The organism is Pseudonocardia bannensis (assembly GCF_012911875.1).
In the GTDB taxonomy this organism is placed as follows: Bacteria; Actinomycetota; Actinomycetes; order Mycobacteriales; family Pseudonocardiaceae; genus Pseudonocardia; species Pseudonocardia bannensis.
The window spans coordinates 1-14805 of the sequence record NZ_JAAXKZ010000142.1; the positions used below are offsets into that span (position 1 = coordinate 1).

General features: G+C 73.0%; 14 protein-coding genes. 9 read left to right on the forward strand and 5 right to left on the reverse strand.

Going from position 1 to position 14805, the window contains the following annotated elements; translation table 11 throughout:
* Nucleotides 1-248: Hsp70 family protein (locus HF519_RS25860; RefSeq protein WP_169415613.1), on the reverse strand; the 248-nt coding region annotated here is incomplete at its 3' end.
* Between the two features lie 556 nt (nucleotides 249-804).
* Here HF519_RS25860 and HF519_RS30645 point away from each other — a divergent pair.
* Complete coding sequence (locus HF519_RS30645; RefSeq protein ID WP_211170588.1) at nucleotides 805-972, forward strand: hypothetical protein; 168 nt, start codon at nucleotides 805-807, stop codon at nucleotides 970-972.
* Between the two features lie 619 nt (nucleotides 973-1591).
* Here HF519_RS30645 and HF519_RS25865 read toward each other — a convergent pair.
* Nucleotides 1592-2293 carry an IclR family transcriptional regulator gene (locus tag HF519_RS25865; RefSeq protein ID WP_169415605.1) on the reverse strand — a complete coding sequence of 234 codons (702 nt, stop codon included), beginning with the start codon at nucleotides 2291-2293 and terminating at the stop codon, nucleotides 1592-1594.
* A gap of 93 nt (nucleotides 2294-2386) precedes the next feature.
* Between HF519_RS25865 and leuC the strand changes: the two genes are divergently transcribed.
* From leuC to HF519_RS30650, 3 genes are all read left to right on the forward strand, one after another.
* Complete coding sequence (gene leuC / locus HF519_RS25870) at nucleotides 2387-3799, forward strand: 3-isopropylmalate dehydratase large subunit (RefSeq protein ID WP_312860350.1); 1413 nt, start codon at nucleotides 2387-2389, stop codon at nucleotides 3797-3799.
* Between the two features lie 13 nt (nucleotides 3800-3812).
* Nucleotides 3813-4412: a 3-isopropylmalate dehydratase small subunit gene (gene leuD / locus HF519_RS25875; protein WP_169415607.1), complete on the forward strand. Its 600-nt coding sequence runs from the start codon at nucleotides 3813-3815 to the stop codon at nucleotides 4410-4412.
* A 141-nt stretch (nucleotides 4413-4553) separates the two neighbouring features.
* Nucleotides 4554-5123 (forward strand): HU family DNA-binding protein, encoded by a 570-nt coding sequence (locus tag HF519_RS30650; RefSeq protein ID WP_211170589.1) that lies wholly within the window; start codon nucleotides 4554-4556, stop codon nucleotides 5121-5123.
* 55 nt (nucleotides 5124-5178) lie between these two features.
* Here HF519_RS30650 and HF519_RS25885 read toward each other — a convergent pair whose 3' ends face one another.
* The 3 genes from HF519_RS25885 to cofC all read right to left on the reverse strand — a co-directional run bounded on the left by HF519_RS25885 (nucleotide 5179) and on the right by cofC (nucleotide 9523).
* Nucleotides 5179-6129 (reverse strand): NUDIX hydrolase, encoded by a 951-nt coding sequence (locus HF519_RS25885; RefSeq protein WP_169415608.1) that lies wholly within the window; start codon nucleotides 6127-6129, stop codon nucleotides 5179-5181.
* A 14-nt stretch (nucleotides 6130-6143) separates the two neighbouring features.
* On the reverse strand, nucleotides 6144-8258 hold the full coding sequence (locus HF519_RS25890) for an RNA degradosome polyphosphate kinase (RefSeq protein WP_438826441.1): 2115 nt from the start codon (nucleotides 8256-8258) through the stop codon (nucleotides 6144-6146).
* A 584-nt stretch (nucleotides 8259-8842) separates the two neighbouring features.
* Nucleotides 8843-9523 (reverse strand): 2-phospho-L-lactate guanylyltransferase, encoded by a 681-nt coding sequence (gene cofC, locus HF519_RS25895; protein ID WP_312860352.1) that lies wholly within the window; start codon nucleotides 9521-9523, stop codon nucleotides 8843-8845.
* A gap of 134 nt (nucleotides 9524-9657) precedes the next feature.
* On the opposite strand from cofC, the gene HF519_RS25900 reads away from it, so the two are divergent.
* The 5 genes from HF519_RS25900 to HF519_RS32570 all read left to right on the forward strand — a co-directional run.
* Nucleotides 9658-10365: a lysophospholipid acyltransferase family protein gene (locus tag HF519_RS25900; RefSeq protein ID WP_312860353.1), complete on the forward strand. Its 708-nt coding sequence runs from the start codon at nucleotides 9658-9660 to the stop codon at nucleotides 10363-10365.
* Between the two features lie 5 nt (nucleotides 10366-10370).
* Nucleotides 10371-11378, forward strand: a complete 1008-nt coding sequence (locus HF519_RS25905) for an NAD(P)H-dependent glycerol-3-phosphate dehydrogenase (protein ID WP_312860355.1) — start codon at nucleotides 10371-10373, stop codon at nucleotides 11376-11378.
* 68 nt (nucleotides 11379-11446) lie between these two features.
* Complete coding sequence (locus HF519_RS25910) at nucleotides 11447-12568, forward strand: cystathionine gamma-lyase (protein ID WP_169415611.1); 1122 nt, start codon at nucleotides 11447-11449, stop codon at nucleotides 12566-12568.
* A 144-nt stretch (nucleotides 12569-12712) separates the two neighbouring features.
* Complete coding sequence (locus HF519_RS25915; RefSeq protein WP_312860354.1) at nucleotides 12713-13309, forward strand: HNH endonuclease; 597 nt, start codon at nucleotides 12713-12715, stop codon at nucleotides 13307-13309.
* A 380-nt stretch (nucleotides 13310-13689) separates the two neighbouring features.
* Nucleotides 13690-14805 (forward strand): lytic transglycosylase domain-containing protein (locus HF519_RS32570; protein ID WP_211170590.1); only part of this gene is annotated, 1116 nt, incomplete at its 3' end.

Consider the following 14805-nt stretch of genomic DNA (forward strand, 5'->3'; position numbering starts at 1 on the left):
GGCGTCGGATCCCCCACCCGCCGCTTGAACTCCCGCACCACCCGATCCGGATCGGTCAACGCCCGCCGCTCCGCGGCCTCCCCGACCACCACCGACCCGTCCTCAGCAATGAACAACACCGAGCTGACGTAGGTGGACCGGTCGCCGAGGTTCACCATCTCGGTCTCGCCGGGCCGTCCCTGGACCAGGCGGCAGACGGCCGCCGCGGTGCGCGTTGTCCCGACATCGATACCGAGCAGGTAGCTCATCGTCACCCGTCTTCGTCCGCGTTCATCGTCGAATACTCTGCGTGTTCATCGAGCCGAGCGAGGGTCACGTTAGCCTCCACCCGAATGGCCCGTACGGGCGAGTGCACGTCGCGCTGTGACCGAGCCGGATCTGCCTGGCTGCGGTCCTCCGGGTTCGGAGGGCCGGCCACGAGCAGGGTCGGTGAGCGATTCAGATCGTGGGGCTGGTGACCGTGGCTGGCACGGAACGAACTCGTGTTCGTGCACCGCCCGCGAAGGGACGCGCACCTGGCCATCACCCGCGGTGAGCATCCCGGTCAACCGCGACCGGACGCGGGGCCGTATCGCCTCATCAGTACCATCCGTGTCCGCGATCCGTCGAAGATCGTGATGGAGATCGACGCCGATTCGCTCCGCCGCCACTGGAAGTGTACGTCGATACCTTGGCGGCAGAAGTAATTCCGCTGCACGTGTGGGAGTTCGGTATGGGCGAGGGGGCGGTCAACCGCGATCAGTGGGTCAGCGACCTTACTCAACTGTTCGCCGACGCCGTTCCCGTGTGCGGACCGGAGATCCGGTGATGATGGCGGTCGGCGACTTCACCCTGTCAGGGGCTGAGGCTCGCGCAAGTAGCCACGCCGCGAAGGTCAAGGACCTCATCGTGGCCCGCAATGCGGATGTGATCCTCGGTATCGGCGATTCCAGTACCAGTACATCGACACCATCGACGAGGGGTTCGATCTGATCTTCGGGCCGAAGCCAGGTGGTCTGTGGTCGAAGGTGTACCCGGTGGCAGGCGGCTACCATGACGTGCGGGACCGCACGGGCCGGCCCTACCAGGACTACGGGGCCGGAGTGTGGTGAAGGGATATTCCTTCGACATCGGCGAGTGGCACATCATCGGCCTCCCGGTGGCCGCTCATCGACTGGATTGCGATCCTGACGGCGTCCCGGAGTGGCTCGGGAAAGACCTGGATGCGAGCCGGGAACGGTGCACGTCGGCCTTCTGGCAGGACTCGTACCGGTGTGGAAGTGGTTCTGCAGGCAAGGAAGGACGCGGACCGCGGAATTCGAGCTGTCGTCGTCGGCACCGGGGAGTCGGCCGTGACGAGTTCACCGGCAGGGCGCAGCGCCCGGACGGCTACGACTGGAGGTTCGGGCCCGCCGCCGGCGGCGGTTTCACCGACGCCGGATCCGACCGCTGCCACTGAATCCGAGTGCACCGCCGGAACGACCCGCGAGCGAGTGGGCTCTCACGCGTAAAGGACTCTCTGGGCCCGAACCACAGAATTTGGAGAGGGCCCTCCCGGGATCACGGTAGAGGCGGCACTGCACTGCGCTCGGGTGTACGCCCGGTTTCTGATCTACAGCCGGTGCTGCAGGGCCTCGGCCGCGGCGAGCAGATCGGCGGCCCAGCGCACCCCGGGCCGCCGGCCGATGCGGTCGACCGGGCCGGACACCGACACGGCGGCGACGACCTGACCGGAGCTGTCGCGCACGGGTGCGGACACGCTGGCGACCCCCGACTCGCGCTCGGCCACGCTCTGTGCCCAGCCGCGGCGCCGCACGTCGAGCAGCACGCGCTCGGTGAAGGAGGCGTCGGCGAGCACGGCGCGCTGGGTGGCCGGGTCGGACCAGGCGGCGAGCACCTTGGCCCCGGAGCCGGCGGTCATCGGCAGCCGGGTGCCCACGGGGACGGTGTCGCGCAGCCCGCTGGACGGCTCGGCGGTGGCGATGCAGATGCGGTGCGTGCCGTCACGACGGTAGAGCTGGACGCTCTCCCCGGTGATGTCGCGCAGCCGGGGGAGCACGGCGCCGGCGGCCTCCAGCAGTGGGTCGCCGCCGCGGTTGGCCAGCTCGGCCAGCGTGGGTCCGGGGCGCCAGCGGCCGTCGGCACCGCGGTGGAGCAGGCCGTGCACCTCCAGGCCGACGGCGAGCCGGTGGGCGGTGGCTCGGGGCAGCCCCGTGCGCTGGCACAGTTCGGACAGGCCGCACGGCTCGGCAGCTGCGGCTCGCAGAACCCCCACGGCCTTGTCGAGCACTCCGATGCCGCTATGCTGTCTCACGCCTCGATACTAACTTCCCAGAATCTGGGAGGTCCACCACACCGCCACGCGGGGCGCGAGCGGTACGGCTCGATATTCATGAGGGAGGCAGCGGTGGGACGCACGCTGGCCGAGAAGGTCTGGGATCAGCATCTGGTGCGCCAGGGCGAGGGCAACGAGCCCGACCTGCTCTACATCGACCTGCACCTGGTGCACGAGGTCACCAGTCCGCAGGCGTTCGACGGGCTCCGCCTCGCGGGACGCCGGGTGCGCCGGCCCGACCTCACCCTCGCGACCGAGGACCACAACGTCCCGACCACCGATGTCGAGCTGCCGATCGCCGACCCGGTCTCGCGGACGCAGGTGGAGACGTTGCGCCGCAACTGCGCGGAGTTCGGTGTCCCGCTGTACCCGATGAACCACGCCGAGCAGGGCATCGTGCACGTCGTCGGTCCGCAGCTGGGACTCACCCAGCCGGGACTGACCGTCGTCTGCGGCGACAGCCACACCTCGACCCACGGTGCGTTCGGTGCGCTGGCTTTCGGCATCGGCACCTCGGAGGTCGAGCACGTGCTCGCCACCCAGACGTTGCCGCTCAAGCGGTTCAAGACCATGGCGATCAACGTCAACAGCTCCGACGGCCGGCTGCGCGAGGGTGTCACGAGCAAGGACGTCGTGCTCGCGATGATCGCCCAGATCGGCACCGGCGGCGGCCAGGGCTACGTGCTGGAGTACCGGGGCAACGTCATCGAGAACCTCTCGATGGAGGCCCGGATGACGATCTGCAACATGTCGATCGAGGCGGGCGCCCGCGCGGGCATGATCGCCCCGGACGAGACCACGTTCGCCTACCTCAAGGGCCGCGACCACGCGCCGAAGGGCGCCGAGTGGGACGAGGCCGTGGCGGCGTGGCGGGAGCTGCGCACCGACGACGACGCCGTGTTCGACGCCGAGATCCACATCGACGCCGACGCGCTCACCCCCTTCGTCACGTGGGGGACCAACCCGGGCCAGGGGCTGCCGCTGGGCGAGCGGGTCCCGGACCCCGCCCGGATCGTGGACGAGAACGAGCGGATGGCCGCGGAGAAGGCCCTGGCCTACATGGGGCTGGAGGCGGGCACCCCGCTGCGTGAGGTTGCCGTCGACACCGTGTTCGTGGGGTCGTGCACCAACGGCCGGATCGAGGACCTGCGTGCCGCCGCGAACGTCATCTCCGGCCGCAAGGTCGCCGACGGGGTGCGGATGCTCGTGGTGCCCGGCTCGATGCGGGTGCGGTTCCAGGCCGAGCAGGAGGGCCTGGACAAGGTCTTCACCGACGCCGGGGCCGAATGGCGCTCGGCGGGCTGCTCGATGTGCCTGGGCATGAACCCCGACCAGTTGGCGCCGGGTGAGCGCAGCGCGTCGACGTCGAACCGGAACTTCGAGGGCCGCCAGGGCAAGGGCGGCCGCACCCACCTGGTGTCGCCGCTGGTCGCTGCGGCCACCGCGGTGCGCGGCACGCTGTCCTCGCCCGAGGACCTGGACTGAGAGGGGCAGAACCATGGAGCCGTTCAGCACGCACACCGGGATCGGCGTCCCGCTGCGCAGGTCCAACGTGGACACCGACCAGATCATCCCGGCCGTCTACCTGAAGCGGGTCACCCGGACCGGGTTCGAGGACGGGCTGTTCTCCGCCTGGCGCCAGGACGAGACCTTCATCCTCAACACCGATCCGTACTCCCGTGGCAGCGTCCTCGTGGCCGGGCCGGACTTCGGGACGGGGTCCTCGCGTGAACATGCGGTCTGGGCGCTGATGGACTACGGGTTCCGGGTGGTCATCGCCTCCCGCTTCGCCGACATCTTCCGGGGCAACTCGTCCAAGCAGGGCCTGGTCGCCGCCCAGGTCGCCCAGCCCGACGTCGAACTGCTGTGGAAGCTGCTGGAGAACGAGCCGGGCACCGAGATCACGGTCGACCTGACCGAGAAGACGGTGCAGGCCAAGGACCTCACGGTGCCGTTCGAGATCGACGACTACACCCGGTGGCGGCTGCTGGAGGGTCTCGACGACATCGGGCTCACCCTGCGGCACGCCGACGACGTGGCGGCGTTCGAGGCCGCACGGCCGTCGCGGTTGCCGACCACCGCCGCACCGGCGAGCTGACCCGATCGGGGCGGCTGCCGTCGCTTCCGTGTCGGATCCGTTGCAGCGGAACGATCTTTCGGATGGTTCCGCTGACCTGCAACGGAACCGTCACGCGCGCCGTCTGGCGCAACGCGGTGTCCACGCTCTACGGTCGCGCGCATGAACAAGACCCAGCTCGTGGACGCGCTCGCGGCGCGCATCGGCGACCGGCGCACCGCGGCCTCCGCGGTCGACGGGTTGCTCGAGATCATTGTGGACACCGTCGGTTCCGGCGGCTCGGTCTCGCTGACCGGCTTCGGGGTCTTCGAGGCCCGGGCGCGTGCCGCCCGCGTGGCGCGGAACCCGCGTACCGGTGAGACCGTCGACGTCCCCGCGACGACGGTGCCCGCGTTCCGCCCCGGCACGGCCTTCCGGTCCTCGGTGAGCGGCAACGGAGCGGCGCGCCCCACCCCGGTCCGCCGCACCCGCCGCGCGCCGGTGGCGGCCCCGGCCACCGCTGCTCCGGCTCTCCCCGAGGTGGCACCCGAGGCCGCAGCGGCGCCCAAGGCGAAGGCGGCCAAGGGCGGCGAGGGCAAGGCGAAGGCCTCGACCTCGTTCACCGCGGAGCAGAAGTCCGTGAAGGACAAGGCGGCCCCGAAGGGCGCCGGGGGCAAGGCCGACAAGGCCGTCAAGACGGACAAGACGGATAAGGCCAAGCCGGCGAAGAAGTCCGCCAAGGGCAAGAAGTAGGCCGGGCGACCGGGCGTCGCATCGAGGACGGTGCCCGTCCGCGCCCGGCCCCGGGTCAGGCGGAGGGGCTGCGGTAGTAGTCGGCGAACCGCACCCGGTCGTCGTGCCGGCCCAGCACCCACGTGCTGGCCTTGCGGGAGGGAACGGCGCCGCTGTCGTCGACCACGTGCTCGAGCAGCCCCGACTCGCGGGTGAGCTGTTCGAGCACCTCCGGGATGACCCCGCCCTGGCTGCACAGCACGGTGACACCGGGCCGGGCGAACAGCTCGCGGAACCGGGCCAGGCCCGCGGCCGGGTCCCGCGCGAAACCCTCCTCGCCGAGCAGCGGTTCCTCGGTGATCCCGACTCCGAGCTCCTCGGCGAGCGGGGCGAGGGTCTGCGTGCAGCGCACCGGCGTCGCGGAATGCAGACGTTCAGGACCGAAGAGCCGCAGCAGGCCGGCCAGCTGATCGGCCTGCGCACGCCCGGTCCCGGACAGCGGGCGCTGCGCGTCGTCACCGCTCCAGCTCTGCCGGTTGCCGGCCTTGGCGTGGCGCACGAGCAGCAGCGTCGACTCGGGGACCGGCTGCGCGGTGAACCGGTCGAGCACCTCCCGGTCGCGGTCGTAGGTCAGCAGCCGGGATGCCTCGCGCGGACTGAGCCAGCGCAGTTCGTCGGTCTCGTGGTTGGGGACGAACCCCGGGCCGCCGCGCTGCGCCTCGGCCGCCCAGTAGCGCACCAGCTTGCTGCCCTCGGGGACGTCGTAGCGGACGTCTCCGAGCCGGGCGCCCAGCCGCGCGCGGTACCCGGTCTCCTCGGACACCTCACGGACGGCTGCGGCGGGCATCGACTCGCCCTGGTCGAGCTTGCCCTTGGGCAGCGACCAGTCGTCGTAGCGCGGCCGGTGGACGACCGCGACCTCCGGAGCGTCGCCGCCGTCGGAGCCGTCGCGGCCCTCGGCGTCCCGCCAGAGGACAGCACCGGCGGCCAGGACGTCGGCGTCGAGACCGGCTGGGGTCTCGGTCATTCCGCCCGTCCTGTTCACTCGGCGTCGGCGGCGACCGTGGCGTGCCGGAGCATCATCTCGGCCTGGTGGTCCCGGACCCGCTCGACGTCGGAGCCCGGTGACGGGGACGGTTCCCAGCTGCCGTCGGACTGCAGCGTCCAGCAGCGGGTGGCCGGGTCCAGGCAGGAGTCGAACATGTCGCCGAGCTGGGCGGCCAGGCGCGGGTCGGCCACCCGCATCAGCACCTCGACGCGGCGGTCGAGGTTGCGGTGCATCATGTCCGCGCTGCCGATCCAGTACTCGTCGGCGCCCTCGAAGTGGAAGACCCGGGAGTGCTCGAGGAAGCGCCCCAGGATCGAGCGGACCCGGATGTTCTCCGAGAGCCCCTCCCGCCCGGGACGCAGCGCGCAGATCCCGCGGACCACCACGTCGACCGGCACCCCCGCCTGGGAGGCCCGGTAGAGCGCGTCGATGACCTGCTCGTCGACCAGCGAGTTGACCTTGATCCGGATCCCGGACGCGTTGCCCTCCCGATGCGACTCGATCTCGTCCTCGATCCGCCGCACGATGCCGCGGCGCACTCCGTAGGGCGCGACGAGCAGGCTGCGGTAGGAGGTCTGCCGGGAGTAGCCGGTGAGGGCGTTGAACAGGTCGGTGAGATCGGCGCCGATGGTCGGGTCGGCCGTGAGCACGCCGATGTCCTCGTAGAGCCGGGCCGTCTTGGGGTTGTAGTTGCCGGTGCCGATGTGGCAGTAGCGCCGGATCGTGGACCCCTCCTGGCGGACCACGAGCGAGGTCTTGCAGTGCGTCTTGAGCCCCACGAGGCCGTAGACGACGTGGACGCCCGCCTTCTCCAGCTCACGCGCCCAGCGGATGTTGGCCTGCTCGTCGAACCGGGCCTTGATCTCGACGAGCGCGACGACCTGCTTGCCGGCGGCGGCGGCGTCGATGAGCGCGTCGACGATGGGGGAGTCACCAGAGGTGCGGTACAGCGTCTGCTTGATGGCCAGCACGTCCGGGTCGGCGGCGGCCTGCTCGATGAAGCGCTGGACGCTGGTGGAGAACGAGTCGTAGGGATGGTGCACCAGCACGTCGCCCTCGCGGAGGGTGGCGAAGATGCTGCGCGGGGTCTCGCGCTCGCCGAAGGCGGGGTGGGTGGCGGGGACGAACGGGTCGTCCTTGAGGTCGGGGCGGTCGACGCCGTAGACCTGCCAGAGCGCGGTCAGGTCGAGCAGCCCGGGAACGGTGACGACGTCGTTCGGGTCGACGTCGAGTTCGCGCAGCAGCAACTCGAGGACGTGCTCGCTCATGGTGTCGGTCACCTCGAGCCGCACCGGCGGGCCGAACCGTCGACGGGCGAGCTCGCGCTCGAGGGCCTGCAGCAGGTCCTCGTCGCGGTCCTCCTCGACCTCCAGATCGGCGTTACGGGTGACCCGGAAGGCGTGCACCTCGGCCACTTCCATCCCGGTGAACAGATCGCCGAGGTGGGCGGCGATCAGGTCCTCGATGGGCAGGAAGGTGACGTCACCGTTGGCCTCGTCGTTGCTCACCCTGACCAGGCGCGGGACGTTGTTCGGCACCTTGACGCGGGCGAAGCGCTCGGTCCGGCCCTCCGGGTCGCGCACCGTCACCGCCAGGTTGAGCGAGAGGCCCGAGATGTAGGGGAAGGGGTGCGCCGGATCCACGGCCAGCGGGGTGAGCACCGGGAAGACCTGGTCGGAGAAGTAGTCGGACAGCCGCAGCCGCTGGGCTTCGGACAGGTCGGTCCAGCGCTGGATGTGGATGCCCTCCTTGTCCAGCGCGGGGCGCACGTCGTCGAGGAAGACCCGCGCGTGCGCCTCGGAGATCGCCTGGCTGCGGGCCGAGATCCGAGCGAGCTGCTCGCGGGGGGACAGGCCGTCGGCGCTGCGCACCGCCAGGCCGGTCTCGGCGCGGCGCTTCAGCCCCGCCACCCGGACCATGTAGAACTCGTCGAGGTTGCCGGCGAAGATCGCGAGGAACTTGGCCCGCTCGAGCAGTGGCTGGCTCGGGTCCTCGGCGAGCGCGAGCACGCGGGCGTTGAAGTCCAGCCACGAGAGCTCGCGGTTGAGGTAGCGGTCGTCGGGCAGGCCGGACCGCAGGGCGGCGGTCGTCGGCGCCGGCGGGCCGATCGGTGCGCTTCCGGGGCTGCTCGGCGCCGGCGTCGTGGCCGAGAGGGGAGAGGCGGGGACGTTGACCGCCGCGGGCGAGCTCGTCGTGGCCTTGCTGGTGCCGCCGGCCTTTCCGCGGGTTCCGCTGCCGGTCCCGGTCCCGGTCCCGGTCCCGGTCCCGGTCTTGGTGGAGCGGGAGCGGGCGGCGGCCGGTTTGCGGGTGGTGCCACCGGACGTCGTGCCGCGCGTCGATCCCGTCGCGCTCGCGCTCGATTCGGACACCGGGCGGCTCGCCGAGCTCACCCGGCGGGCGGCCGGTCGGGGGGCACGACGAGGCGCGCCCTGGGCTCGGCTGCGCCGAGCTGCATCACCGGAATCTGGAGTTTCGGTGTCCCCGGAGGACGCGGGTTCAGGAGAACCGGGTGCCGGGCCGCTCGCGTCGCCACTCACATTCGCCGATTCTTCCCCACCCGCGCGGTCCGGGTGCGGGCCCCTTCACCGACATCCGGGTGAACTCTCGCACACCCTGAGATCGTGGCCTGAGCAGCGGCTATCCGATGATCACCGGAACCGGATGTTCGCCCGAAGACGGGACGAATCGGGCCTCAGGGGTGGGGGCAGGGCGCCAGCACCTCGCGGGTGCGCGGGCCCACCCCGAGGTCGGCGGCGCGCCGCAGGTCCTCGCCGGTGTCGACGTCGCGGCGCAGTCCCGGCCAGTCGCCCTGCAGCGGGTACGCCCCGGATCGCTCGTGGTGGGCCGCCGAATCCGTGCCGAAGCAGGGTTGGAGTGCCGAGCCGGGGGCACATAGCAGCAGCGTGGTGCCCTCGCCCGCGGCATCGGCGCAGTAGGCCCGGGGAGCCGGTCCCGCTGCGAAGATCGCTGCGGCCCTCTCGATCGCCGCGTCCAGCTCGGCGGGGCGCAGCGCCGGCAGGTCGGCCTGCAACGCGCCGACCGCGGCGCACGGATCGTTCTGCCGCAACAGGTGCGCCCCGCGCTCGAGCGCGGGGTTCAGGCCGCCGCCGGGCGTGTCCGGGGCCACCGGCACACCCACGGCGGCCACCTCGAGGGAGACCGTCGGATCCGAGGTGATCACGAGCAGCCGGCGCACCCGGCGGGCCGCCAGGGCCGCGGTGACGGTGTCCAGCACGAGCGCCAGCGCCAGCCGGGCGTGGGCCTTCGGGTCCCCCACACCGTGGTCGGCCGCCCCGCGCAGCCGCGACTTGGCCGCGGTCAGCGACTTGACCGGGACCACGAGGTCCACGGTCTCGATCCGGCTCCGGCCCACCTCGTCATCGTCGCACCCCCCTGCCGGTGGACCCGCGAGGCCCGGCCCGGGAGACTCTCCGCGGAGATCGCGGACCGGCGACGACGGGCAGGTGCCCGCCGGCCGGGTGCGGCATGGCGGCGAGGAGGTCGTGGGTGAGGCGTGAGAAGGGCGGCTTCTGGGTCGCGTTGGCGGCGGCGTTCTTCTACCCGATCGTCGTCGCGACCGGACGGATCCGCTACGAGGGCCGTGAGCGCGTCCCGGCGCAGGGTGGTGCGCTGCTGGTGGCCAACCACATCTCCTACCTCGACCCGGTGCACACCGCGGTGTTCGTGCACCGATCGCGGCGGGTGCCGCGCTTCCTGGCCAAGCACAGCCTGTGGAAGGTCCCGGTGCTGGGCCGGATCCTCGCCGGTTCCGGGCAGATCCCGGTCTACCGCGACTCCGCCGACGCCCAGCGCAGTCTCGGCGCGGGCACCCAGGCGCTGCAGGACGGCAAGATCGTGGTGATCTATCCGGAGGGCACGATCACCCGTGATCCGGAGGGCTGGCCGATGCTGTCCCGCACCGGGATGGCCCGGCTGGCGCTGACCTCCGACGTGCCGGTGATCCCGATGGTGCACTGGGGCACCCGCGAGGTCTACGACCACTACAACAAGAGGTTCCGCCCGCTGCCGCGCACGACGATCACGGTGCGCACCGGTGATCCGGTCGACCTGTCGGCCTACCGCGGCAGGCCGATCGACGCCGTCCTGCTGCGCGAGGTGACCGACCTCGTGATGGGCCGGGTCCGCGACCTGCTGGCCGAGGTCCGCGGCGAGCAGGCCCCGGTCGAGTTCTTCCGCCGGGGCGATGCTGCGTGAGCCGAGTGCACGAGGTGCGCCGCGTCGCGGTGCTCGGGGCCGGGTCGTGGGGCACCGCGTTCGCGAAGGTGATGGCCGACGCCGGGCGGGACGTCGTGCTGTGGGCACGCCGGCCGCAGATCGCCGCGGCGATCAACGACCGGCGCGCCAACCCGGACTACCTCCCCGGTGTCGAGCTGCCGCCGCGGCTCACGGCGTCGACGAACGCGACCCGGGTGCTCGAGCAGTCGGACGTGGTGGTGCTGGCGGTGCCGTCGCAGACCCTGCGGGCCAACCTGGGCCACTGGCGGGACCTGCTGCCGGCCGGCGCGACGCTGGTCAGCCTGGCCAAGGGGGTCGAGCTGGGCACGCTCAAGCGGATGAGCGAGGTGATCTCCGAGGTGGCCGCCGTGCCGCCGTCGCAGGTGGCCGTGGTGTCCGGGCCGAACCTGGCCCGGGAGATCGCCGCGGAGGAGCCGACCGCCACGGTGATCGCCTGCACCGACCACGATCGCGCCGTGGCCCTGCAGAACGCGTGCTCGACGGGGTACTTCCGGTCCTACACCAACACCGACGTGGTGGGCTGCGAGCTGGGCGGGGCGGGCAAGAACGTCATCGCGCTGGCGGTCGGGATCGCGGCGGGAATGGGCCTCGGGGACAACAGCCGGGCGTCGGTGATCACCCGGGGGCTGGCGGAGATCAGCCGGCTGGGCGTGGAGCTCGGCGCCGACCCGCTGACCTTCGCCGGGCTGGCCGGCCTCGGCGACCTGGTGGCCACCTGCTCGTCCCCGCTGTCGCGCAACCGCACCTTCGGCGAGCGCCTCGGCCGCGGCGAGACCCTCGCCCAGGCGGAGGAGGCCAACCACGGGCAGATCGCCGAGGGGGTCAAGTCCTGCACGTCGATCTGCGAGCTCGGTGCCCGGCACGGCGTCGAACTGCCCATCGCCGACGCGGTGCGCCGGGTCTGCCACGAGGGACTGTCCGCCGCGGCCATGGCCAAGGAGCTGATCAGCCGGGCACCGAAGCCGGAGTGAGGCCGTGAGCGGTCGCCGCGCCGTGGCGACGATCACCGCACCCAGAAGGCGCGCGTAGGGTCGCCGCCGTGATCGGGGACGGGACGCGCTGCGCGCACGCCGGGCACGGATCCGCCCGCGACGAGCCGCTCGGCGCGCCCCTGCACCCCGGGCCGGTGCTCTCCTCGGCGTTCCATCTCGGGCTGCCCGCCGACCCGACGCCCACCGATTTCTACGGCCGCGCCGACAACCCGACCTGGCGCGCGCTGGAGGCGGCCATCGGCGACCTGGACGGTGGCGAGTGCGTGCTGTTCGGCTCCGGGATGGCAGCGGTCGCGGCGGTGCTGCGGTTGGCCGCCCGGCCGGGTGCGACGGTCGTGCTGCCCAGCGACGGCTACTACCTGGCCCGCGTGCTCGCCGACGAGGAGCTGGTCCCGCTCGGTGTCGGGGTACGCACGGTGCCGACGGCCGGGTCGTGGCCCGGCCGGGTCCTCCGCGGGGCGGCGCTGGTGCTGCTGGAGACCCCGTCGAACCCGGGGCTGGAGGTCTGCGACATCGCGGAACTGGCCGCGCGGGCCCACGCCGCCGGCGCGCTGCTCGCCGTCGACAACACGACCGCGACGCCGCTGGGGCAGCGGCCGCTCGACCTGGGTGCGGACCTGGTGGTCGCGAGCGACACCAAGGCGCTCGCCGGTCACGGCGACGTGGTGCTCGGGCACGTGAGCAGCACCGATCCGGTGCTGGTCGGACGGCTGCGGGCGGCCCGGGCCCGCGGCGGGGCCGTCCCCGGCCCGATGGAGGCGTGGCTCGCGCACCGCGGGCTGGGCACCCTCGACCTGCGCCTGGAGCGGCAGGCCGCGAACGCCCGCGCGCTGGCGTCGGCGTTACGCGAGCACCCGGTGGCCGCGGATGTGCGCTGGCCGGGGCTGGTCGACGATCCCGCGCACGCCGTGGCGGCCCGGCAGATGCGGCGCTGGAACGGCATCCTCCGCTTCACGCTGCCCTCGGCCGCTGCGGTCGCACAGTTCCTGGCGGCGTCCCGGCTCGTCGCCTCCGCCACCAGCTTCGGCGGGCTGCGCACCACGGCCGACCGGCGCGAGCGCTGGGGCGACGCCGTCCCCCCGGGCCTGCTGCGGCTGTCGGCCGGGGTCGAGGACACCGCCGATCTGGTCGCCGACGTGCTCGGAGCGCTGGACGCCGTCGACCGCTGAGCGGGGCCGCTGCGGCCCATGCGGTATGCGTGCGGTGTCCCCTCCCGGTGCCTCTGCGTCCATCGGAGCGACACCCCGCCTATCACACGTGCGCAACCAGGTCTCCGTATGGTCGACTGTGCCCAACCTGGTGGAGGTGGTCGCGTGCGGCATCGACAACCCGACCCCAGCGGCGCCGACCCCGAACCAGGGGAAGCGCCGGGGGATGCGCTGTGCCCGGGCGCGGTCCCGACGGGGTCCAGGGTCCTGCTGCTCAACGCGACGTTCGAGCCGCTCGCGGTGGTCACCGCCAAGCGCGCCGTCGTGTTGATGCTCAGCGGGAAGGCGGAATGTGTGCAGGCCGCGCTCGAGGGCGCGGCCTTCCGCTCGGAGAACTTGTCGATTCCCGCACCGTCGGTGATGCGGCTGTCCCGCTACGTCCGGGTGCCCTACCGCCGCGCGGTACCGATGACCCGTGCCGGCGTGCTGCGCCGCGACGGCCGGCGCTGCGCCTACTGCAGCAAGCGCGCCGACACCATCGATCACGTGGTGCCCCGCAGCCGCGGCGGCACCCACACCTGGGACAACTGCGTCGCGGCGTGCCGGGCGTGCAACTCGCGCAAGGCCGACCGGTTGATCGAGGAGCTCGGGTGGACGCTGAAGGTGGCGCCCGCTCCGCCGAGCAGGTCCGCGGGCGGGGTACTGGTGCTCGCGGTGGAACCGTTGCCCGCATGGGAGCCCTGGCTGACGACCGCGGCGTAGCCGGCGACCGCATCACCCGGCCGGGCGTCCGGTCGCCGCGGACCTCCGCGGACCGGAGGACAGAGACGGCCCATCCCTGCCGGGATGGGCCGTCTGCGTGCTGACCGGGGCGGTGGTCCGGTCAGCACGCCCCGCCACCGCATCGCGGCGCGGACAGTGCGATGCCGGAACCGGGAGCGCCCGTCCTCCACGAGGCGCCGGGTTCCTTGCCGCACCGGGAACCTCGCAGGACGGGGATCCGGCGTTAACCGTCGCGCCGGGTGAAGGCCGGGAACCGAGGGCCGGCCGCCAGGGCGGCGGTGCCGCACCCACGGATTGGGGGGTCGGGGGCGGTCCGTCGTGGGGATTCGGCCGCGGCCTGTGCTTGCGACGCTCGGCGGATGATCGGGACGACGCGCACCGAACGGGTGCTGTGGGTAGCGCGGACAGCGGGCTTGTTGGCCGTGGTGCTCGCGGCCGCCGGACTGGGTGGCGGTGCGGAGCAGCGGACGATCAGGGCGGTGGACACCGCCGTCAGTTCGGTGACACCGGCGGGGCCGTTCATCGGCCCGGTCCTGCCCCCCGCTCCCGCCCCGGCGAACCCGGTGGATCGCGGGGTTTCGGAGGCCCCCGCGGGCGTCGCGGCCCCGGCGGCGAGCCCCGCGGTCGCGCCCGACGCCCCCGACGGCACCGGTATCCCGGGCGCCGTACTGGCGGCCTACCAGGCTGCGGAGTCGAGGATGGCCGCGTCCACGCCGACGTGCCGGCTGCCGTGGACGCTCGTCGCGGGGATCGGCCGGGTCGAGTCCGGGCACGCCTCGGGTGGCCGGGTCGACGAGGCCGGGACCACCCGCGGGCCCATTCTCGGCCCGCGGCTCGATGGCGGTCCCGGCATCATGGCGATCTCGGACACCGACGGCGGCGCTCTCGACGGCGACACCGTCTGGGATCGGGCCGTCGGCCCGATGCAGTTCATCCCGACGACGTGGGATTCGTACGCCGCGGACGGCAATGCCGACGGCGTGGCGTCGCCGCACAACGTGTTCGACGCCGCGCTCGCGGCCGGCCGCTACCTGTGTGCCGGCGGCGGCGACCTCTCGACGCCGGCCGGGCAGCGTGCAGCCCTGCTGCGCTACAACCGTTCGGAGGCTTACGCCACGCTGGTGTCACGGTGGGCGCAGGCCTACGGCGGTGGGGTCGCGATCCTGCCGTCCGCGCCCGGCCCCGTGCCGGCCACGCCGCCCACCCCGCCGGAGCGGGTCCCGGCCCCGGCGCCGGTGCAGGTGCCCGCGCCGGTGCTGGCCGCTCGTGTCGCGCCCGCCCCGGTGGTCCCCGTCGGGCCGGTCGTGCCCGGTGCTGCGGCGCCGGTGGTGCCCGGCCCGGTCGCGGTGGTGCCCGCGCCGGCACCGGCGGACGAGGCCGCGCCGCCGGCGCCTGCCCCGGCGCCCGCGCCCACCCCGGCGCCCACGCCGGCTCCGACGCCCGCGCCCACCCCGGCTCCCACGCCGGCTCCGGCG